This window comes from Nocardia carnea (genome assembly GCF_029869215.1).
GTDB lineage: Bacteria > Actinomycetota > Actinomycetes > Mycobacteriales > Mycobacteriaceae > Nocardia > Nocardia carnea_B.
Genome location: NZ_JARWPM010000184.1, coordinates 1 through 22,069 on the forward strand (window position 1 = coordinate 1; position 22,069 = coordinate 22,069).

16 protein-coding genes are annotated in these 22,069 nt (G+C 66.9%); all 16 read left to right on the forward strand.

The annotated features are described in order from the left end of the window. The first annotated feature begins 1,137 nt into the window (after window positions 1-1,137). Entirely contained in the window at window positions 1,138-2,895 is a 1,758-nt protein-coding gene (eccA, locus tag QH276_RS12390; RefSeq protein WP_280400029.1) for a type VII secretion AAA-ATPase EccA, read from the forward strand. Window positions 2,896-2,997: 102 nt separating this feature from the next. Then, a complete protein-coding gene (eccB, locus tag QH276_RS12395) occupies window positions 2,998-4,551 on the forward strand; it encodes a type VII secretion protein EccB (RefSeq protein ID WP_280400030.1) in 1,554 nt (517 codons plus the stop codon). Then, window positions 4,548-8,558 carry a type VII secretion protein EccCa gene (eccCa, locus tag QH276_RS12400; protein ID WP_280400031.1) on the forward strand — a complete coding sequence of 1,337 codons (4,011 nt, stop codon included), beginning with the start codon at window positions 4,548-4,550 and terminating at the stop codon, window positions 8,556-8,558. The genes eccB and eccCa overlap by 4 nt, the downstream gene beginning before the upstream one ends. Before the next feature lie 121 nt (window positions 8,559-8,679). Beyond that, window positions 8,680-9,015, forward strand: a complete 336-nt coding sequence (locus QH276_RS12405; protein ID WP_280400032.1) for a hypothetical protein — start codon at window positions 8,680-8,682, stop codon at window positions 9,013-9,015. A 28-nt stretch (window positions 9,016-9,043) separates the two neighbouring features. Next, the gene (locus QH276_RS12410) at window positions 9,044-10,438 is read left to right on the forward strand and encodes a PPE domain-containing protein (protein WP_280400033.1); all 1,395 of its coding nucleotides are present in this window, start codon (window positions 9,044-9,046) and stop codon (window positions 10,436-10,438) included. A 40-nt stretch (window positions 10,439-10,478) separates the two neighbouring features. Continuing rightward, the gene (locus tag QH276_RS12415; RefSeq protein WP_280400034.1) at window positions 10,479-10,874 is read left to right on the forward strand and encodes a hypothetical protein; all 396 of its coding nucleotides are present in this window, start codon (window positions 10,479-10,481) and stop codon (window positions 10,872-10,874) included. 60 nt (window positions 10,875-10,934) lie between these two features. Beyond that, window positions 10,935-11,243: a WXG100 family type VII secretion target gene (locus QH276_RS12420; RefSeq protein WP_280400035.1), complete on the forward strand. Its 309-nt coding sequence runs from the start codon at window positions 10,935-10,937 to the stop codon at window positions 11,241-11,243. Between the two features lie 10 nt (window positions 11,244-11,253). Further along, window positions 11,254-12,129 (forward strand): ESX secretion-associated protein EspG, encoded by an 876-nt coding sequence (locus QH276_RS12425; protein WP_280400036.1) that lies wholly within the window; start codon window positions 11,254-11,256, stop codon window positions 12,127-12,129. A gap of 31 nt (window positions 12,130-12,160) precedes the next feature. Continuing rightward, window positions 12,161-13,846, forward strand: a complete 1,686-nt coding sequence (locus QH276_RS12430; protein WP_280400037.1) for an AAA family ATPase — start codon at window positions 12,161-12,163, stop codon at window positions 13,844-13,846. Continuing rightward, entirely contained in the window at window positions 13,843-15,381 is a 1,539-nt protein-coding gene (gene eccD, locus QH276_RS12435) for a type VII secretion integral membrane protein EccD (RefSeq protein ID WP_280400038.1), read from the forward strand. Before QH276_RS12430 ends, eccD begins: the two co-directional genes overlap by 4 nt. Continuing rightward, entirely contained in the window at window positions 15,381-16,739 is a 1,359-nt protein-coding gene (mycP, locus tag QH276_RS12440) for a type VII secretion-associated serine protease mycosin (protein WP_280400039.1), read from the forward strand. Before eccD ends, mycP begins: the two co-directional genes overlap by 1 nt. Next, entirely contained in the window at window positions 16,736-18,463 is a 1,728-nt protein-coding gene (gene eccE / locus QH276_RS12445; RefSeq protein WP_280400040.1) for a type VII secretion protein EccE, read from the forward strand. Before mycP ends, eccE begins: the two co-directional genes overlap by 4 nt. 23 nt (window positions 18,464-18,486) lie before the next feature. After that, window positions 18,487-18,834: a helix-turn-helix domain-containing protein gene (locus QH276_RS12450; RefSeq protein ID WP_280400041.1), complete on the forward strand. Its 348-nt coding sequence runs from the start codon at window positions 18,487-18,489 to the stop codon at window positions 18,832-18,834. Window positions 18,835-18,909: 75 nt separating this feature from the next. Beyond that, entirely contained in the window at window positions 18,910-20,034 is a 1,125-nt protein-coding gene (locus tag QH276_RS12455; RefSeq protein WP_280400042.1) for a hypothetical protein, read from the forward strand. Window positions 20,035-20,061: 27 nt separating this feature from the next. After that, the gene (locus QH276_RS12460; protein WP_280406735.1) at window positions 20,062-20,949 is read left to right on the forward strand and encodes a zinc ribbon domain-containing protein; all 888 of its coding nucleotides are present in this window, start codon (window positions 20,062-20,064) and stop codon (window positions 20,947-20,949) included. 193 nt (window positions 20,950-21,142) lie between these two features. After that, the coding region (locus tag QH276_RS12465) for an NAD-glutamate dehydrogenase domain-containing protein (protein WP_280406736.1) at window positions 21,143-22,069 on the forward strand (927 nt) is incomplete at its 3' end.

A 22,069-nucleotide genomic window follows, 5' to 3' on the forward strand; every position in this document is an offset into this window, starting at 1 on the left:
GCGGATGACGGAGCCGATCCAGTCCCCAGCGCCGTTGCGGCGGCGGGCACCCCCGGCCCCGGTCCGCCCCGGGCCGGGCGGGCCCGCCGGGGCCCCGGGGGGGCCCCCGCCCCCCCCCGCCGGGGGGGGGGTCGGGCGTTCCTTCCTCCCGGCGGCGCGGCGCGGGGGCGCCCCGGCCCCCGGAAGCAGTCGAAAACCGTGCCGCAGCGGAGCCGCTGCGCGCATCGGCTCCGACTGCGGGATCATCCGGGCCGGCCGCGGCGGCCACCGAAACCGGCTCGCCGGGCCCTTCGGTAGCGGATGCGGGGCAGGCCGCACACGGTCCCACTACCGCGCCGGGTGCCGGGGCGGTCTCCGGCGGATCTGCCCCCGCCGCGCCGGGGCGAGATCAGCCGAATCCGTGGAACCGGCCGGCCGCACAGGCCGCCGGGACGGCGCCGAGCGGTGCGGGGCCGGGGGCGAAAACGTCCGGTGTCGGAGCCGCACGGCCGGTCCGTGCGGGTAATCCGCCTCAGCGAAGCCTCCGAGGTCGGCCGGCGACCGAACAGGTCGCCACGCCGACCCCGTGGTCCAAGCCGAGCGCGCCTGCGGCCCAGCCGGTGCCGGACCGGAACGCGGTTGTCTCGGCGCGGGATACCGCACCGCCGCCGTGGGTGCGGTCCGAATCGCCAGCGAAGTCCGCGCGCTCCGAGGGAGAATCCGCCGCCGGTGCTGGGGAGTCTGTGGCCGGTGCGGGGGATTCGGTGGCCGGTGCGGGGGACTCCGGTTCGCGGCGAGCCGGAGTCGAGCAGGTGGCAATGGTCTCGGCGCCGGCACCGCGGGACGAAGGGCCGCCGCCGCCCGGCCGATAGTCGGGTGCGGCGGCCGATGGCTCGCTGTTTCCACCGGCCGCCGCGGGTAGGTCATCAGGGATGAGGGAACCGATGACCTGACCGCGACTATATCTCCAACTAATGTGCCGTTGAACAACGGCTCTATTGTTATTGGTGGGAATAGGGGCGTCGTCGTGACGCCGGCGCATGCGGGGCGCGGTGTGGGCATCGCACACTTCCCAGTGGGGGGAAATGGCACGGGAATGGGTGAGCGATCGTGACATACCCTGCCACCAGGCGAGGGTCGGCGGAAGGGAAGTCCGAGTTGTCAGCGGCCGAAGACGCGTTCTACACGGGCGTGCAGAGTTTGGGATTGGTCGCCGGTGGGGTGCGCAACGAGGAGCATGCGCGCGCCGCGTTCACGGCGGCAACGGATCTCGATCCGGATATGTGCGATGCCTGGCTCGGCCGGGCGATGGCCGGGGAGATCACCTCGGAGGTCATCTACGGCGCCTACCGCTCTTCGCACAATCTGTACCGCGACCAGCAGCGCGCCGGGCTGGCCGACCGGGCGCTGTGGTGTCAGGTGGAGATCGGCGTCTTCGGTCTGCGGGTGGCCATGGCCGATCGTGACCAGATAGCCATCGCACAGGCCTGTGCGTACGCCGACGGTGGCGAATGGCAAGAGGCGGCATCCATTCTGGAGGATCTCCGGGGCGACGATGTGGCCGATTTCGCCCGGATCTCGCTGTTCTATCGCACCGGTCGCTGGCCCGATGTGCTCGCCGCGCGGGCGGAGAAATCGGTACTCGAGGACGGGTTGCTCGATATCGCCGCCGAACTGATGTCCGCCAGCGCCCTGGCGCATCTCGGCCGGTTCGGGGAGGCGCTGCCCCGGGCTCAGCGGATCGTCGAGGACAGCCAATCCGGCAACCTCTCCTACATCTGGGCCGACGCGCACTACCTGCTGGGCATGATCCAGCGGCACAGCGGTGACCACGACGCGGCAGACCGGCTGCTCAAGGGGCTGCAGGGGTCCGGACTGTGGCCGAACCGCCCGCAGTGGCAGCAGGCCGTACGCGATAAGAACTTCCGGCTCGAGGTGACCACGCCCGCGGTGATCGCCTCGCGTACCGATATCTGGGATCCGAAATCGGGCGACGATCCCGCCGAGGTGGCGGCGAGCGCGGCCAAGGCCGAGCGCGACGCACTCCTGGAAGAGGCGTCGAACCTGCTGCAGTCGCAGATCGGCATGGATTCGGTCAAGGAGCAGGTCGACCGGCTCAAATCCGGTGTGCTGATGGATCAGGTGCGTGCCAAACGTGGGCTGGCAGTGGACTCGCGGTCGAACCATCTGATCTTCTCCGGCCCACCCGGAACCGGGAAGACCACCATCGCCCGGGTGATCGCGAAAATCTTCGCTGGTCTGGGGGTGGTCGAGAACGCCGAGGTAATCGAGGCTTCGCGCAACGATATGGTCGGTACCCACCTCGGACACACCGCGCCCAAGACGAACGCGCTGATCGATTCGGCGCTCGGTGGCGTGCTGTTCATCGACGAGGCCTACACCCTGATTCAGGAGGGCCTCTCCGGTGGCGACGCATTCGGTAAGGAGGCCGTCGATACGCTGCTGGCGCGGATGGAGAACGACCGCGACAAACTGGTGGTGATCATCGCCGGTTACGAGGCGGAGATCGACCGGTTCCTGCAGTCCAACGAGGGTCTGTCCTCGCGGTTCACCAAGCGGATCCGCTTCCCCAGTTACGATCCGGACGAGCTGGTGCAGATCGCCGATCATATTGCCGGTAAGAAGGATTCCATCCTGTCCGACCAGGCGCGTGAGGTACTGCGTGACCGGTGCACCGAGATGTCGGAGCAGAGCCGCAACGGCCGGCGACTGATCGATCTGGCGGGCAACGGCCGGTTCGTGCGCAATGTGGTGGAGGCCGCCGAGGCCGAGCGCGATTTCCGGTTCACTCGCGAGAACGTCGATATCGCTTCGCTCACCGATGAGGAGCTGATGACCGTCGACGCCTTCGATATCACCGCGGCCTTGCAGGGGCTGGCGCCCGTCGGCAAATAGCGCCGCCCCTTCACTCGTAACCGCATTCCCAGCGTTGGGAATTAGCCCGCGCTGGGATGCGCGTTAGGTTGTGGCCGAGGTCGGCGGAAGGAACAAATACCGGTGGCACGCTTCCGGGTGGTGACCAAACACCAGGTTTCGGGTTGGCGGTTTCTGCTACATCGGATCGAGCACGCTCTGGTACGCCGGGACGCCTCGATGATCGACGACCCGTCCCGGGGCCGGTCCACGGCCCTCGCCATCGGAGTCGCGCTGGCGTGCGTGGGTATCGCCGCTGCGGCGGTGCTCGCCTTTTTCAAACCCGCCAAACCGGTGGGGAACTCGCCGATTCTCGCCGAGAAAGACACCGGTGCGCTGTATGTGAAGCTCGGCGAGCGCTTACATCCGGCCCTCAACCTGACCTCGGCGCGGCTGATCGTCGGCCAGGCCGCCAATCCCGTCGAAGTCTCCCGGAGCGAGCTGGAGAAGTATCCGCGCGGGGCGTGGGTGGGGATTCCGGGCGCGCCGGGACAGATCAACGATGTCGCGGAGAAGGATTCGGAGTGGACCGTTTGTGATACCGCCCGCACCGGGGCGGCGGCGCCGGTGGACCCGAAAACCGGATTGCCCATCCTGTCGCGGTCGGCGGTACTCACCACGGCGATAGCCGGTCCGCTGAGCGTGGACGAGGATACGATCCACGAGATGCGTGCCCCGCAGGCGCGGCTGCTGCGCGGTGAGGACGCGACCTGGCTGGTCTACCACGATCCGGAACAGGGCGTGGTGCGGGCCGAGATCAATATGGCAGAATCGCCCGTACTGTTGGCCCTCGGAATCGATACGACGGCTTCGGTGGCCGCCGCATCGCCCGGCCTGCTCGGCGCCATTCCCGAAGTTCCGCCGATTCGCGTGCCCGAAGTACCGGGTGCCGGTGCCCCGGTGACGCTGAAGCCCGCGCTGGACGCGGTCGTGGGCTCGATCGTCACCGTCTCCACTCCGAACCAGCCGGCCGTCTACTATCTGGTCTCCAATTCCGGGCTGGTGCGGGTGAGCCCGGTACTGGCCGCCATCGTCCGCAACGCGAACTCGCACGGGGTGGTGACCACCGGAACTATCAGCCCCGATGTGGCCGCGGCCAATCTGCGCCCGGGCGACTGGCCCGGTACGGCCACCTATCCGGCGCAACCGGTCGAGATCCTGGACCCCATCCGTGACCTGATCACCTGCTACCACTGGGCGCGGACCGGTACGGATCCGAACGCGCACACCAGGCTGCTGTTCGGTCGTGAACTACCGCTCGCCAAGCCGGAGCGAGGCCGGACGGTGCAATTGGTGACAGCGCCCTGGTCCGGCGGCGCGACCGCGGACTACGCCTATCTGCCGCGGGACACCGGTAAGTTCGTCCAGGTCACCGGCGCGGAACCCGGCTCACCCCTGCGCGAATCACTGTTCTGGGTCACCGACAGCGGTGTCCGGCACGGGATCGACGTCAATGTGCAAGGCGGCGCCAGAGATCCGTCGTTGTCCGCATTGGGCCTCCAGGAACCGGTGCCCGCCCCGTGGAGCATCGTCTCGCTGTTCGCGGTGGGGCCGACGATATCGGTGGCCGACGCAATGATTCAGCACGACGGGATACCGACGAATATGACGGGTGTGCAGATGCAGGGCAAGAAATGACAGCGACTCGCCGCTTCGTCCGCCCCGCCCGCATGGTGCGGGGTCCGAAGGCTCCCGCGGTCACCGAATTGCGTTTGCAGCCACCGACCGAGTTGCCCCGGCCGGTGCCTATGTCGCGGCTGAAGATGATCATGCCCGTGATCATGGTGGTGGCCATGGTCGGGATGATGGCGATGATGTTCTCCGGCGGACGCACCATGTCCCCGATGATGATGATGTTCCCGATGATGATGATCGTGTCGATGTTCGGCATGCTCGGCGGGACGTTGGGCGGTAGCGGGGGAGCGAACAGCACGGCAGCCGGATTGAACGAGGAACGCAAGGATTATCTGCGGTCGATCACCGACAACCGCAAGACCGTCCACGAGGCCGAAACCGAGCTGTACGAGTACCTTTCCTATACCCATCCCGGTCCGCTGGGGCTGGGCCGGCTGGTCGGGGGCAACCGGATGTGGGAGGTGCAGGTCGCCAATCCGCAATTCCTGCGCGTGCGGATGGGACGCGGCCGGATCGCGAATCAGGTGCGGGTCATCGTGCCGGAAGCGGCACCGACCTCCGACCTCGATCCGGTCGGGGTGGTCGAGCTGACCCGGTTCGCCAAGGCGTATTCGACAGTCGGCGGCATGCCGGTGGCGATCAATCTGCTGTCGGCCCCGCTGGTCGGCCTGGACGGCGACGCCGCCGCGGTGGCCGGACTGGCTCGGGCGATGCTCGCCGAGATCACTGTCCTGCACGGGCCCGATCAGGTCGCGGTGGCCGCGGTACTCAACGATCCGGACAGTCCGGAATGGGCCTGGCTGAAATGGCTGCCGCATACCCAGCACCCCTCCGATACGGACGCCATCGGGTCGAGCCGGATGGTGTACCGCACCGTGGCCGAATTGCGGACGAAAGTGCTGGCCGGGCTCAACCGTGGCCCGTTCTCCGCGAACAACGAGCCCACGATGGACAAATCGCATTTCGTACTGCTCGTCGAATCCGGTGGTGCGAATACCGATCGGGATATCTCCGGTATCGACGGCTGCACCTGGTTGCGGTTGGGTGAGTCGGAACAGTCGTTGCCACGGTCGCTGCGGTTCACCGTCGACGCGGATCACACGCTCGAGGAGATAACGCCACGCGGTTCCCGCCTCGTCGGCACGGCGGATACCATGTCGGTTCCTCAGGTGACGGCTGTGGCCCGCCGGCTTTCTCCCTATCGGTTGTCCACGGTGGTCGAAGCCGTGGCCGCGGAACAGGCCAGCGGGTCCACATCCTGGGAAGACCTGGTCGGCATCGTCGATCCGGGAAATATCCGGGTGGACCGGCAGTGGCCGGCCCGCCGCGACGCCGACCGCAATCGCCTCAACATCCCGTTCGGTTACGACCCCACCGGACAGCCGGTCTACCTGGATATCAAGGAGTCCGCCGAGGAAGGTATGGGCCCGCACGGTATGTGCATCGGCGCGACGGGTTCGGGCAAGTCCGAATTCCTGCGCACCTTGGTGCTTTCCGCGGTAGCTCAGCATTCCCCGGACGTGCTCAACCTGCTGCTGGTCGACTTCAAAGGCGGTGCGACGTTCCTGGGGTTCGACCGGCTCTCCCATGTGACCGCGGTGGTCACGAACATGGAGGAGGAAGCCGACCTCGTCACTCGTATGGAAGACGTGATCAACGGCGAGATGGCGCGCCGGCAGCGCATCCTGCGGGACGCGGGTAACTTCGCCAGTGTCGCCGACTACGAGAAGGCGCGCGAACAGGGTGCCCGGTTCGAGCCGCTGCCCACCCTGCTCATCATCCTCGACGAATTCGCCGAACTGCTGGAACAGCATCCGAGCTTTTCGAAACTCTTCGTAGCCATCGGCCGCCTGGGCCGTTCACTGCGAATCCACCTGCTGCTGTCCTCGCAGAAGGTACCGGCCAACCGGATGGGCGAGCTCGAGGCGCATTTGTCCTATCGGATCGCCTTGCGCACCAACCAGACCAGCGACTCGCGCGACGCCATCGGCACCGCCGACGCCTACCACCTGCCGAAGAAACCGGGTTCGGGCTATCTGCGGGTGGGCGCCGGTGATCTCCAGCGGTTCCAGGCCGCGTATGTGGGCGCGCCGTATACGCCGCCCGCCCAGACCACCGCGTCCAGCGCCCAGCGGGCCCGGCGTCCCGGAGGCGGGTACAAACCGCCGCAGCGGTTCACTGCCGCGCGCATTGTGGAGTCGCGCCCGGTTCCGGTCGTCGAGCAGATTGTGGTACCCGAGCCGGAGGACAACGACAGCGAACCGGTCACCGTGATGGAAACGGTGTTGCAGCAGTTCGCCCGGCACGGCCGCCCGGCCCACAAGATGTGGCTTCCGCCGCTCGGTGTGCCACCGACGCTGGACCGGTTCGTCCAGGCGGTCGAACCCGGCACACTCCGATTGCCGTGGGCGCTCATCGACAAACCACGTCAGCAGCGGCAGGACGTCTGGTCGGTGGATCTGTCCGGCGCGGGCGGTCATGTGGCGGTCGTGGGCGGACCGCAATCGGGTAAATCCACGGCGCTGCAAACACTGATTCTCTCGGCCGCCCTCACCCACACTCCCGAGCAGGTGCAGTTCTACTGCTTCGATTTCTCCGGTGGTCTCTCCGCCCTGCGCGCACTGCCGCATGTGGGTGCGGTGGCCTCGGCGCGCGATGTGGACCGGATCCGCCGCACCTTCGCGCTGCTCCGCAATCTGCTCGCCTCCCGGCAGGCGCTGTTCGACCATCTCGGAATCGACTCGATGCGGGAATTCCGGCGCCGCCGCAGCACCCCGGAAGGTTCCGCCGAACTGTCGTCCTACGGTGATGAGCACGGCGATGTCTTCGTGATCGTGGACGGCTGGGATATCGGATTCGCGGTCAGCGGACCGTACTACGACGAGTACATGCCGATCATGGAGTCTATCGCGCTGCAGGGGCTGAACTACGGCCTGCACCTGGTGGCCGGTAGCTCCCGGTGGGCAGCCATCCGGCCGAATATCAAGGATCTCATCCAGACCCGGCTGGAAATGCGGCTCGGTGACCTCACCGATACAGTCTTCGGCGCTCATCGCGCCGTCGTCGCCGCCGTGCCGCCCAACCGGCCGGGCCGGTGTATTTCCGGCGAGGGTCTGCATATGATCACGGCCCTGCCGCGGACCGACGGCACTGGCGATGCGGACAGCGCCGCGGCCGGGCTCGCCGCAGCGATCACCCAGGTGAGTCAGACGTACTCCGGGCGCCGCGCGCCCGAGGTGCGACTGCTGCCGAACCAGGTCACCATGCCCGAAATCCTGGCCCGTATCCCACCGCCGACTACGCTGGCCGAACGCTTGCGCGTGCCGTTCGGCATCCGCGAATCCGATCTGGCTCCTGCCGTTGTCGACTTCGGTGTCTCCAACCATTTCATGGTGCTCGGATCATCGGGGAGCGGGAAGTCGACTGTCCTGGGGGCGCTGCTGGAGTCGATCCGGAACCGCTTCACCCCGGACCAGGCTCGGGTGCTGCTGATCGACTACCGACGGCGGCATATGGAGGCGGTGCCCGAAGAGATGTCGATCGGATATCTGACCAGTAGCCGCGAACTGACGCACGATCTGCCGTTCGTCGCGCAGAAGCTACGGGCCCGGCGGCCTCCGGACGGGGTGACATCCCAGCAGCTCAAAGAACGGTCTTGGTGGAGCGGACCGGAGATCTTCGTGGTGGTCGACGACTATCACATGGTCGTCCAGCGGGGGCAGATGAATCCGCTCGACGCGCTCAAGGAACTCATCGTCGACGGCCGCGACACCGGTTTCCATCTGATCATCGCCCGCAGTATCGCGCAGGCCGATTCGGCCCTGTACGACACGGTGCTCGGCCAGGTGAAGAACCTGAACTCGTCGGGTTTGGTGATGGATGGGACGAAGCTCGACGGCATGCTCATCGGCGATGTGAAAGCGACGAAACAGCCGGTGGGCCGCGGGATCCTGGTCGAGCCGCTGACGTCGACCAAGGACCTGGTCCAGTCGGCGTGGATTCCGGAGTGACCGGGCACCCGTGGCCGTTCACCGGGACTCCCCAAGAATGGGAATGGCCTAGCGTTCATGAAGTACTGCTCTATTGCGTCGACAGGCAATGGGCACGGACGCTTATCGATCGGAGTTATCGATGATCCCCTTCGAAGTCAACCCTGGAGAGCTTCCGGCCATCGGCGCCGCGGTCAGCGCGCAGGGGTCCAGCCTGGCCGCATTTCTGGCCTCGGTGTCTCCTCACGCGGTGCCGGCGCCCTCCGTGGCGTGGGCACCGGGCTTCTATATGACAGCCGGTTTTGCTGTGGTCAATGCCGTACTGTCCACACATCTCACGGCCAGTATCGCCGAGTGTGAAACTGCCGGAATCGCCTTCGAGCCCATTTCCGCGACCTTTGCGAGTACCGATGCGGCGGGGAGTGTCGGTGTGTCGGCCGTCGGTAACTCTGTTGCCGCCTGCGTGGCCGGCAGCTGACCGGTAACCAGCTCACAGCAGGGATACTATGCCCTTCTTCGAATACTTCGCCCTGGAGCCGCTCCAGAATCGAGCCCTGCTCGATTCCGGAGCAGGTGCGGCACCGTTGACCAATGCGTCCACGGCGTACAAGGCGATCGACAACGCGCTCGACGCATCAGCGGCCAATACCGACGGTCTGATCAAATCCATGGCTGTCGCATGGCCCCACGGTGTGAGTTCACAGCGTGCGCAGTCGGCATTCCGTGAGCACAACGACTGGGTACGTGAACAATCCGGAAACGCTGGGAAGATCGGTCAGCTGGCAGATCAGGGGGCGCAACTGCACAACAACGCCCTCGCTACCATGCCGTCGCGGTTCGAGATCGAGGCTGCCATAGCTCAGCTGGCGGCCTCGGCTGCACTGATGGCTACATCCGGAGCCGTCGCTTCCGGAGGAGGGCCGGTCGCTCCCGCCGCCCTCGTGGTCTTCGGGGCCGCGAGTGCATGGCACGCCATGGCGGAGTTCCAATACAACCGCCTGAAGGTGCAGGCAGCCACGACAATGATGGGCTACGAAATAGGATCCCTGAAGCTGCTCGGCGATCTGATAGGGGTGGCCGGTTCACTCACGCCACCTCCCCCGATCGTCATACCGGGTCCGGGCTCGGCCCCCGCGCCCGCGCTCGACCCGGTGGGTCCGTTGCAGAGTTTGATCACCAAGGGGCCCGACAGCCCTTACTACCCTGGGAACGACACGGCGACGAACGTCCAGCAGCACACCGGAAACGGCACGGATTCCGGGGGTGATCCGGGTTCCGGTGGCTCGGACTCCGGTCCCGGCGGGGACGGACCGGACCCAGGTCCCTCGGGCCCGGAACAGCCACCACTGACCGATTCGCAGCAACCACTGGCACCGGAGTCCGGATACGGTTCCGGGGTCGACGGTTACGGCGGCGATTCCGCGGGCTCCGGTCCGCTGCTGGGCGTATCGCCGGAGTCGACCACGCTGGCCGCGCTCAACGGTGGTGCCGGTGCGTTGACCGGGTTCGGATTGGTCCGGGGCGGGATCGGTGCGATGCCGGGTGCGGCGACCGGTTTCCGGTTGCCCACGGGGTGGAGCCCAGGTTCGGGTACCGCTTTCGGTGCTCCGAATGCGGTATCGGCTCCGGCTGCGCCGGCGCGCAATGCCGCGAGGCGGGTATCGGCGCCGACCGCCCGGATGCGGCGGCGCCGGCAGGACGAGGAAACGAGGAATGGAAAGGTTTTTGCCCCGGGCGAGCAATTCGAGGTTCCGGAACTGGAACGCCCGCCGGCGATCGGTGTGATCGAATACCAGGACGAGGAACTGGAAATCGACCTGGCTGCGGACTCCTCACTCGTGGGAGTACTGGATCGACTCGACGAACCGGTCGAGTCGGAGAATGGATTCAGCGCCCGGTGAATCGGCCGGGGTTCACTGGAGTATCGAAAGGGATGACACGATGGCCAACTTGACAGAGGTTCAAGAAGGAGTCCTGGAATCATTCGCGAATGGAATGAACGGGCCGTTGCAGACGCTGGAATCCAACCTCCGGACGCTCGGTCAGTCGCAGAACGCCCTCATGACCGCATTCGTCGGCCAGGCCGGTACCGCGGTCGAGAACGCTTTCGGCAACGTACTCGATACCGGCAAGCAGGTGGCGGTGAAAATCGAGGAGATCATGGGAATGATCAATAAATCTGCCGCGGAGTTCACCCACCGGGATGGGGAAGCATTGCAGGCTGTGCTCAGCGGGATGGGAGAGGCCTACCAGGACCAGCAGGTCACCGGCGGTACGGGCGGCTGGAACGACGGCCAGGTCGATCAGAACTGGAGAATCAAAGACGATTGGATGTAATCGAGTTCTGGTGAAATCGACGCACGATTGTTTGTATATACACCGTAGGAAGGGTTTCTGATGGCTGGTGGCGTTGGGAAAATCTATACCGACAGAGATGCGATCTTGCAGGCTGTGGGCCAGGTAAAGGGCGTTATCCAAGAAATGCGAGACAACATCACCGTACTGGACAAAATGAGGGATGATCTGCTCACCCAGTTCAAGGGTGACGCGTCCAGTGGTTACAGCGACGTGGCTATTGATCTGGATCGGCGGCTCAGGGCCTACGAGCAGAGCATCGCCAATCTCAACACGTCTACGGACAAGGCCGCCACAATGATCGGTACCGCAGACGAGGATGTCGCCCGGATGTTCCGGAATCTGCTCTGAGGCGGGTGGTTTGACCGAACACACGTCGGCGGGAATCGCCTCTGGAACAGAGGAATCCGGAGACCCGGTGTCGGTGGATCTGAATGTCGATGCCGCCCTTGTCCTGAAGGATATGGTCGGCATCGACAACTATCCCTTGGTCCTCGCGATCATGCCGAACATCGTCCGGATCTCCGACCGCGACCGGGTCCGGTCCGTCGTCGTGGAGCAGCTCACTACGGACGGGATCGTCTCCGGTGGCGAGGTGGATCCGGTGGTGGCCGGCTGGCTGCGGTGCCTGGAACGCCCGGATGCCGAGCTCGCCGTCCGGGTACTCGACAACGGCCGCAGCGGGCACACCCCCACCATGTTGCGTCTCTCGCTGGTTCGCCGCGGGGAGCAGCACGTCCTCGCCGTGCGCTGTGACGACGAGGTCGTCATCCAGTCGGTGTTCCACAAGGGATCGCAACTGGATACGCTCACCGCGGTTCTGGAATCGGTACTCGGTGACTACCCGATACTGGATTTCGATCCCTTCACGGCCGATACCGAATCGGGCGAACCTCCACAGGATGTGGACGGCGTACGGGCCGGTCTCCGGGAACTGGGCGCCACACCTCGGACCGCGAATGTGCTCACCCGTGCCCTCGGCGAAATCGTCCGCCACGCCGAGGTGCTCATGATCGAACATCGGGACGGCGGTCCCGAAACACCTGACTTCACAACGTGTATGAACGTGCTGGACACGTTCCCCGGGCGGTTCGTGATCACCCCCAGCGTGACGCTGGACGGCCGGATCCGCAGGACGTTCCGGCCGGGTGACCACGCAGCCCTGCACAGTGGTATCAACACCCTGGCCGAGCTCCTACCGGGGAACAGCTGGTTCCATACCGCGCGCACCGGTTGACGTTCGGAGTGCTGGATGAGAGGACGGTGAGATGAACCGGGCACCGACAACCAACGGCGATGCCTCCGCGGCGCTCGCAAAGGGTGGATACGACGCGTATTTCGCACAGCTCGAGGACCGCCCAGCGGAGGGTTCCGATCCGTTGCCCGCGCGTCCGTCCGGCGCCGTGGTGAGCGACGGTTCTCCGGTATCCGAGCCACGCCCCCCGGACCATGGAGCGGCAGCGGGCACCGCGGCCGACCCCGTCCTCCCCTCGGCACAGAATGTCGCGGCGCCGCCAGCGAGCGCCGGGCCCTCGGCGGTCTCCGCGCCGTCGCCGCAACCGCCCGCCGCGGCCCCTGCCGATTCGGCCGGGGTATCCGACGGCGAGCTGGCCGAATTGCGCCGGCGGGCGGCCGATGCGCATCAGCAAGCGGCCGAGGCGGAACGGCAGGCGATAGCGCAACGTCAGGAGCAGGGCATAACGGAAACCGGCGCGGCGCCGGCGGCTGCCGCCACCCGGCCGGAACAGGCTGCCGCAGCTGGGATCGGGCCCGGCCAGGCGCAACCCGGTACGGGTAGCGCACCGCCCGCGTCCACTCCATCCGGGAACTACTCGGCACAGGCCCACCAGGCCGCGCCACCCGGTGGGTACACCGGGTACGGGACTTATCCGGGTGCGGCACCGGCCCACTACGCGGCGGACCCCTCGCGCGTCCCCGACCGCATCAACCAGCAGGCTTACCAAACCTCCGGCCGGATCGAGGTGTTGCCGCCCGCGCTGGCATCCCCTGAACTGCTCGCCGAGATCGCGGCGGTCCGGCAGGCACATCTGCGTTCCAGCAAAGGTGTGCGCGGGGCGCTCAACAAGGTCGGGTTCAATCTCGGGCTCTCGCCGGCCGAACAGCGCGCCGAGAGCCGCCGTACCCGGATCCGCCGGCAGCTCACCGCGCCGTACCAGGTGGCGGTGGTGAGTGTGAAGGGCGGCGTCGGACGTACCACGACCGCTGCCGGTCTCGGGTCGACGTTCGCCAAACTGCGGCCCGATCGGGTGGTCGCCGTCGACGCCAACCCGGATTTCGGTGATCTGTCCAGCCGTACCGCCCGGCATCAGTTCGGGCTCACCCTGCGCGATCTCGCCGCGGCGGGCGAGCGGTTGGACTCCTTCTCGGCTGTCCACTCGTTCACCGCCGTCAACACCGCGGATCTGGCTGTTATCGCCTCGCCGTGGAACACCGATGCGGGTGAGCCGTTGACGGGTGAAGAGTACCGGCGCGGAGTACAGATACTGCGCCGCCACTACAATCTGCTCGTGGTCGACTGTGGAACCGGTGTGCTCGATTCGTCGACCAACAGTGTCCTGCACACCAGTGACGCGGTGGTCGTGGTAACTCCCGCGACCGTGGGCGGGGTGACCGGCGCGGTCGCCACACTGAACTGGCTCAACTCGCACGGGTTCGATCATCTGATCGCGAATTCGGTGGTCGCCATCGTGCGGCAGCATCCGGTGAAGCCCACCGTGGATGTCGAAGCCATCGAGAAACTGTTCGCTTCGGCCCAGCGGCCGACCGTGCAAATCCCCTTCGATCCGCATCTCGCCGAGGGCGGCGAAATCGATCTGCGCATGTTGCAGAAGGAAACCGCGCTGGCGTTCGAGGACCTGGCGGCCGGTTTGGCCGATGATTTCCCCGGCTATGTGGCCGAGCCGTCCGGTGGTGAGCCCGGAGCCATGCGGTGACCGCTGTGCAGACGGCGCCGCCCTCCCCGGCCGGCGGCGCCGCCCCGGCCGAGGTCGCGCGCGCCCGGATCGCTGTGTTGGTCGCCAGCTATCAGGTCGACGTGGTGGTACCGACCAAGTTCACCGTGGAAACCTTCATCGACGATCTGGTGGCGGTCCTCGCGGACGCGATCGGCGATCCGGAAGTGGATTTCAATCCGCCACAGGGGCAATGGAGTCTGGCCCGGCCGGGGGAGCCGCCGATCCCGCGCTGGCGCAGCCTCGGTGATCACGACATCGTCGACGGTACGGTGCTGATGCTGGCCCCGGTCGAATCGGCCGAGGTGTTCACGCCCGTGGTCGAGGACATCACCGATGCACTGGCCCTCATCAACGAACGCGAGTTCGCCGAATTCGACGCTGATACCGCGGCGGTTGTGGGGCTGGTGGTCTTCGGCATCGGCGCGGTGGGAATCGCCACCATGCTGTCCTGGACGTGGACCCGGACGGCATCGCTGCTGTGGTGCGGTCTACCGGCGTTGCTCCTCGGCGTGTTGTGCTGGGCGGCAGCCGTCGCGATCCGGGGCAGCGGGGCCAAACGGCGGATCTCACTCGGGGCCGCACTCGCCGCGCTTCCGTTGTTGTTCGCCGGCAGTGCGATGCTGATTCCGCCGCCCTACGGTGAACCGGGACCGTTCGCACCGGCCAATATCGCGGCGGGGGCGGTGGTCACAGCGGTGGCGGCGATGGCGATGATGCGGTTGACGGGTTCGGGTATCGCGACTCTGATGAGCGTCTCCGTCCTCGGTATCACGGTTACCGCGGCGGTGCTCCCGTTGACCTACTTCGACCTGGTCACCCGGCAAGTGGCCGGCGGCGCGGTGTTCACCGGTTTGGTGCTGCTCACCGTGGCGCCCCGGATCGCGGTGGTGATCGCCAAGATCCGCCCGCCGGATCTGCCCGACCCGGGCAACGAGGTGAACCCGGCGACGCTCACCGATATCTTCGATGCCGAAACCCATCGCGATGTGGAACAGGATGCCGAGGATGCCGCGGCGGCGGAACAAACGCGCCGCAACAATGAGGTGGGTATCGAGAGCCGGGCGCGGCTGGCGGTGACCAGTCTGCGCGGGCTAGTGGTGGCGATTTCGGGGCTGTTGTCCGTTTCGACGGTGATCTGCGCCGCGGTGAGTCCCGGTGGTATCCGCGAGATCGTCATGGGCGCGGCAGTGGCAGGGATACTGGCCATGCGTTCACGGTGGTACCCCGACCGCGTACAGGCCATCGCGCTCGTCGCCGGTTCGTCGGTGACGGTGCTCGGTGTGGGAGCGGTCCTGGTCGGTGCCTACGAAACTCCGCTCGCGCGCCTGTCCGTCGTCCTCGTGGTGACGGTGATCACCGCCGCCGCGCTGACCGCGGCGCTGCGCCTGCCCGGTAAGCGGCTCACCCCGGTGACCCGGCGGATCATCGACCTGATCGAGTACGGGCTGATTCTCGTCGTCCCCGTGATCGCGTTCTGGATCATGGGCATCTACACCGCTATGCGAGGAATCTGATGGGACCGGGCAGGGCCCTGGCCGCTGCGCTGACCGTACTCGTCCTGGGTGTCGGCGCCGGGCCGGCAGCCGCGATGGTGCCGCCCCAAGTCGTGGTCGGCCCACCACCGCCGGACGGTCCGCCGGGACCGGAGCAGCCGACCGTACAGGAGCAAGGCTGTCTCGCCACCGGTGTTCTGGACGACACCGATATCTCGCGGACACCGCCCCCGGAATTGGCGTTGAACCTTGCCGATGCCCGGACCCTGAGCCGTGGGGCCGGTGTCACGGTGGCCGTCGTCGACACCGGGGTATCACCTCATCCGCGTTTGCCGACCCTGACGCCGGGCGGCGACTACGTGGCCGCGGGTGGCGACGGGCTCCAGGATTGTGACGCCCACGGCACGCTCATCGCCGGGATCATCGCGGGCGCCGCCGATCCGGCGGACGGATTCACCGGGGTCGCACCCGAGGCGCGGGTACTGTCCATCCGCTATCGGTCCGCCGCGTTCCGGCCGGAACGGTACGCGGGGGAAGATCGTGACCGGCTGGCCCAGGAACTACGCACGCTGTCGCGTGCCATCGTGCACGCCGCAAATCTGGGTGCCGGAGTCATCGTGGTACCACTACCGGTGTGCGTGGAAACCGATTCCGGTACCGACCTGGGTGTGGTCGCGGAAGCCGTCGGGTACGCCGTGCATTCCCGCGGATCGCTGATCGTGGCCGGCGCGGGCAACACCAACGGTAAGGGATGCAACAACCAGAACCCTGGTTACGATCCGGCGCGGCCGGGTGATCCGCGGAACTGGCGTGATGTCAAAACCGCCTCGATTCCGGGTGTTTTCAGCGAATCGGTGCTTTCGGTGGGAATGACCACCGCCCACGGCGCAGTGGTGGGCGAATCTCTGCTGGGCCCGTGGGTCACCGTGGCCGCGCCCGGGACCAGCATCGAGTCGCTGGGGCCCGGGAGCCCCGGGCTGATCAACGGCGTCGGCAACCCCGGAAAACTCGGACCGGTCGGCGGGACCTCCTATGCCGCCGCGTACACGGCGGGTGTGGCAGCGCTGATCAGGTCCCGGTACCCGAACGAGACACCTGCCGAGATCACCGCGCGTCTCGCCGCCTCGGCGCATGCGCCGGCCCGCGGTATCGACAACGTGGTGGGCGCCGGGCTCATCGATCCGGTGGCGGCGCTGAGCTATCGCACACCGCCCGAACCTCCCGAAGGATTGTTCGTCGCCTCGGGATTCGAGCTGCCCCCCGCACCGCGCCCGGCGGATGCCAGACCAGGTATCACCGCCGCGATCGTGATCGTTGCGGCCGTCCTGATCGGCGCCGCTACCACCTACGGAGTGAGTGCGCGGCGGAGGCAACGGTGACGGTGACGGCGGAACGTGTGGTCCGTGCCCCGGACCGCCGGGTCGCCGGCGTGGAACGCGGCCCCTTCGCGGTCATGGCGATCGGAGGCAGTGTGGTGGTGGCCGGATTATCCGCATATCTGCCGCTGTGGGCTGCGGCCTTGATCGTCGCCGGGCTACTGCTGACCGCGGTGATCCGGATCCACGGACGAACGCCGATCCGCTGGTGGCTGGACCGGCTCGAATTCCGGACCGGCCGGGCGCGGCGGGCGGCGCGGCTCGCCGAACCGCTTCCGGTGCGCGATATCGAGGTGCCGGCCGGGCTGTGCGGTATCGCCGAGGACGGCAACGTCCTGATCGCAATGATCCAGCTCGCACCCAACCTCGATCTGCCGACGGTGATCGCCGAACAGACCATTTACACCGAGGACACGGTGACGGTCGAGAGCCTGCTGCCCATGCTCGACCACTACGGGATCGGCATCGATATCGATATCGTCACCACCGGGCAGCGGGTGCGGGCGGCGGGTAGTTACAGCATGCTCTACGACCAGTTGATCGGTTCGCATCCGGTCGTCGGTAACCGGCAGACCTGGCTGGTTCTCCGGCTGGATCAGGACCGCAACCTGAAAATGCTGGCGCGCCGGGGGCCGTGCGCGGTGGTCGGACCGAAAACCTTGGCCACGGCCGCACAGCGGATCGCGGGCCGGTTGCGCGAGCGGGGTATGGCCGCGCATCCGCTGCCCGCGACAGCTTTCGTGGAGGCGACGCGCCTACTCCACGTCGGTGCCGAATTAGCGGAGTTGTCCGAGCGGTGGGACTGCCTCAGAACTCCGGTTCCCGGCCGCTTCGTCACCAGTTTCGGCATCGACTGGTCGGAACTGGACGAATCGGGGCTCGACGATTGCTGGACGTGGAACAGCGGTCGTACCACGCTGGTGGTGAGCCTGAGCGAGGTGGACGGTCCCCGGGCGGCCGTCCGCTATGTGGGGCCGGCGATGACGGAGGCACTGCCGGATTATCTGCGCCGGTTACCGGGCCGTCAGTCGCTCGCCCTGCGTGCCACGCTGCCGACCGGCGCCTCGCTGCGCGATCTCACGCGGGACGAGCGGACGGTCGAGGAGGCACCGCCGGAAACGGCCGCCGGTCTCGCGGTGGCGATCGGTCCCAACGGCCAGATCCTCGGGGCCATCAGCGGGCAACCGCGCCATCGGCTGGCCTTGCCTCTGTTCGACCCGGCCCGGTACAACCCGCGGCGACGGGCGGTGGACGTGCAGGCGATGCTTCCGGTGGCCCAGCAGTTGGTGCTACGCGCCACCGTGGTGGGTGCCGATATCGAGGTGCATACCAGCCGGCCGCAGCGCTGGCAGCATCTGGTCAGCGCGGTCGGCGACACCCGGTCGCTGCGGTTGGCCGATGCCGAGAGTGCGGTCGGCGAAACGGACGCCACCATCGCGGTGTTCGATCAGCTGCCACCTCAGGTTTCCGCGGCGCCGACCACGATGTCCATCAGCGATCCGGGCAGCCCGCGGCGCAGTTCGGTGGATCTGGCGATCGAACAGGTGGGTGAGGCACAGTTGGATGTGCGGATTCCCATGCGGACGGTGCGGGTGAACCTGGTGGAGCCGCGGGGCGAAACCCGCTATCTCGACAACAACGATCGGCCCCCGCCGGGTGTGGTGCCGATGCACAGCTCCGAACGGACGGTTCCGGTCACCCGGCCCCATGGATATCCCACCCGTTGACAAGGGCAGAAAAGGTAGTCTCGATGACTGTGGTAGCGGATACCGAAGCGGGTAGCGGACGATTCGACAACTCGGAGGGCGCGCAGGAGCAGTCTCCACGACAAGCCGCGGCGGCGATTTTCTCCAGCAGGCTGTCGGAGCTGATCGCCGAGTCGGTGGTTTCCACCGAGGACGGGTCGACCCGCGGGCTGACCCTGTATTCGCTGGCGCAGCATCTGGAGCTCGCCTACCCTGATGTGCCGGTTTCCCAGTCCGGGCTGTACCGGCTCATCCATGGTGATGCCATTCCCCGGCTCGATCTGATCATTGCCCTGGCACGGGTATTCGATGTGCCGCCGGAGTATTTCGTCACCGCCGAGAAACAGCGCTGACACCTCGACCGAGGTATTCCCATTTTTGGGAATGATGACGGGGATGGTGATCGGTGAACCGATACCATTTCGCCTATGCCCGATGCCGATTCCGGAGATGTTTTTCTCCGCAATCGAGGCGCCATTCTGGATGCCCTGCTGGCGGATCCGGCTTTCGGGCTCACCGATCAGCCGGCGGCCCGAGTCCAGGAGCCGGTGGTCGTCGGCGCTCCTCCTGTCACTGCGAGTTTCGACGAATCGCTACACGGCCAGGCCCCGGCTGCCGATTCCGGACCGGCAGCCTACAGCCCCGCGGCGAGCCGTCCGGCTCCCGAACCCGTTGCCGATGAATCGGATTCCGAACCGGTACCGGCACCGGTGCCGCCGCGACGGTCGAGCGCCGGGCCTTCGGCCAGTGAGCGGATCAATGCCCTGCTCAGCGGTCAACCGCTGGACACGGGTACCGCCTCGTCGCTGGCCACCGAGAACGCTGAACGAGTCGCCGATCGCCTGAACGCCACCGCCGCACCGGAGGCCGAACCGCAACGGCCCGACGACACCGGGCCGACCCGGCCCACCAGGCCGTCACCGCAGGAGATGGCCCGGGAAGTGGCCGAGCAGCTCCGCAAGCCGCGGGTGGCGCTGGCCGTGGCCGCGGTGGTCGCCTTGCTCATTGTGACCTTGCTGGTGGTGACCGGCGGAAAAGAAGAGTCCGGCAGCACGCCGCTGGCCGTCACCGCGGCCCCCACCCAGGCTCCGCCGCTCACCGAACCCTCCGGTAGCGGCACCATTATGCCCGAGGCCGCCGAATCGAGTTGTCCTGCGGGCGGTACCGAGGGTATGGATGCCTTTTCCGGTGAGCCGGACAAGGCATGGTCCTGTCCGCGGGCCTACAAACTCGACGGCCAGGTCCTGCGGATCGATCTGGGGCAGGAGTACGAGGTCGATTCGATCGGTATCGTTCCCGGCTGGGACCATGTCGGCACCGACGGTGCCGACCAGTGGACCAAATTCCGGACGGTCAGCCGTGTTTCCTATCAGTTCGAGGACCCGGACAGGACCACGTACACCCAGGAGACGCTGGATCAGCGCTCGCTGGTGGTGACCCGGATCGAACCACCGCTGAAAACGTCGGAGATCGTGCTGACGGTGCTGCGGAGTGCCGGTCCGCGGTCTGCCAACTCCGTCGCCATTTCTTCGATCATCATCACGGGACAGTGAGCCGGTCATGAGCTACGGAGTGCGGTGATGACACCGGTGCGCTGCCAATACTGCGGGCATACGGCCGGGCCGGGCGCTTCGGCGTGCGCCAACTGTGGTGCACCCCTGCCGGATTCGCATCCGGTGGAGTCGCCGGCCGGCACCGGTCCGGCCGCGCACGGGGGACTGGGGGCCCATCTCGCCGAAATGAGCGGCCTGCCCGGCGCGCCGCTGTCGTGGCCGGGTGCATCGGCCGGTCGTCACCACGGAGCCCCGGGGCATCACCATCACCACCACGATTCGCCGGCCGGTTCTGCTCCGGAACGCGCACCCGGTACCGCGCACCACCATCGGCACGGTGGTGTTCTGGGGTCTCTGCGTTCCCGGATCGCCGGTGAGGCGCACGCCGTTGTCGACGTTCATCATCCGAAATGGCAGTGGCGGGCGGCGGGCGGTATCGCCGTGGCGGTACTGCTGGTGCTGGGTTTTCTGATGGTCAAATCCTGTGCGCTCACCGCCCCGCCGTTGAGCGCTCCGCCGGGCCTGGGGGGTTTGTCCGCGCCGGGCGATCCGCTCGCCGTGCTGCCGGGCCCGTTGCGGGAAGCGACCTGCCGGCCACCCGACCGGACCGGCGGCGTGCACAGTTGTGTGCTCGCCGCCGACAGTCCGTTGCTGGCCGGTGGGATCACCGGCGGCCGGGCATTGTCGTTCCAGGTGCACAGCGCCCAGCCGGCCGTATTGGCCCAGGCGATCGCACAATGGCGCACCGCCAGTAGTGAAGTGGTCGCCGACGACGAGGTGTTCGCGGCGATCAGCGCCTCCTCGGCGGTCTGGTTCGCCGATCCGGATTCCGGGCTGCGTCTGGACACGGGAGCCTTCGCCGGTTTCACCGCGGCACGGACCTTCCTCGCGCGCTCGGGGCTGCTCGAGTCCTGAGCCTCCTGCCCGGCGTGCCGGTTGCGGTCTGTTCGCCGGAAACGCCACAGCTGCAGTCCCTGCTGCCGTGGGCTGAGCGCGTAATAGTTTGCACACTCGTAACGTACCGCTATACAACGGCACATTAAACGCGTAGAGTGCCTGGTATCGAGGATCGAATAGAAGCGGAAAGGCGCGGATCACGGTGACGACAATGCAGGAAACAGTTACGCCGATGCGATTCCGGATTGATCCGAACGAGTTGGGTACCGCGCGTTTCCGGACCGCGCTGTACCGGACGGCGGAAGCTCCGCCGGGGGAGTGGCGGTTCACGCTCTACGCCGCCGGTGAGGGTGTCTCGCTGAGCCGCGTCCTGCCCGTGCTGCACAGCCTCGGTGTGGAGGTCGTCGATGAACGGCCCTACCAGCTCGAATCCTCCGGCGACCGTTCCGACTGGATCTACGATTTCCGGTTACGGGTGGTCTCGGCCGTCCTACGCACCCAGCTGGATCCCGAACTCGAGGCCGATCTGGATCGCCCGGACGGGTCCGCGAGCCAAGGTATCGCGCAACGGTTCACCGCCGCCTTCGAAGCGATGTGGTCCGGGGCGGCGGAAACCGATCCGCTCAACGAATTGATCCTGCGGGCGGGTCTGCACTGGCGGCAGGTCGTCGTGCTGCGGGCTTACGCCAAATACCTGAAACAGGCCGGTTTCTCCTACGGCGCGGCCGGTATCACCCGGGTGTTGCTCGCCAACCCGGAGATGTCGCGCGGGTTCGTCCGGCTCTTCGAGGCCTATTTCGATCCGGACGGCAGCAGTGAACCCGCGACCGCCATCGCGGAATGGCTGGAAACCGAGATCGAGGCCGTGGTCAGCCTGGACACCGACCGCGTTCTGCGGGCGGTGCTGGGAGTGGTGCGGGCGACCCTGCGCACCAACTACTTCCGGCGCGACGCCGAGGGCGAACCCCCCGCTCACCTCTCGCTCAAATTCGACCCCCAGGCGATCGCCGAGTTGCCGCAGCCGCGGCCGAAGTACGAGATTTTCGTGTATTCGCCGCGGGTGGAGGGTGTGCATTTGCGGTTCGGTGCGGTGGCGCGGGGTGGTTTGCGGTGGTCGGATCGGTTGGAGGATTTCCGG

What these genes read in the sequence shown, in the direction of transcription:
- eccCa (WP_280400031.1), top strand. Translation starts at nt 4,548, where the DNA reads ATGACAGCGACTCGCCGCTTCGTCCGCCCCGCCCGCATGGTGCGGGGT.
- QH276_RS12405 (WP_280400032.1), top strand. Translation starts at nt 8,680, where the DNA reads ATGATCCCCTTCGAAGTCAACCCTGGAGAGCTTCCGGCCATCGGCGCC.
- QH276_RS12410 (WP_280400033.1), top strand. Translation starts at nt 9,044, where the DNA reads ATGCCCTTCTTCGAATACTTCGCCCTGGAGCCGCTCCAGAATCGAGCC.
- QH276_RS12415 (WP_280400034.1), top strand. Translation starts at nt 10,479, where the DNA reads ATGGCCAACTTGACAGAGGTTCAAGAAGGAGTCCTGGAATCATTCGCG.
- QH276_RS12420 (WP_280400035.1), top strand. Translation starts at nt 10,935, where the DNA reads ATGGCTGGTGGCGTTGGGAAAATCTATACCGACAGAGATGCGATCTTG.
- QH276_RS12430 (WP_280400037.1), top strand. Translation starts at nt 12,161, where the DNA reads ATGAACCGGGCACCGACAACCAACGGCGATGCCTCCGCGGCGCTCGCA.
- mycP (WP_280400039.1), top strand. Translation starts at nt 15,381, where the DNA reads ATGGGACCGGGCAGGGCCCTGGCCGCTGCGCTGACCGTACTCGTCCTG.
- QH276_RS12450 (WP_280400041.1), top strand. Translation starts at nt 18,487, where the DNA reads ATGACTGTGGTAGCGGATACCGAAGCGGGTAGCGGACGATTCGACAAC.
- QH276_RS12455 (WP_280400042.1), top strand. Translation starts at nt 18,910, where the DNA reads ATGCCCGATGCCGATTCCGGAGATGTTTTTCTCCGCAATCGAGGCGCC.
- QH276_RS12460 (WP_280406735.1), top strand. Translation starts at nt 20,062, where the DNA reads ATGACACCGGTGCGCTGCCAATACTGCGGGCATACGGCCGGGCCGGGC.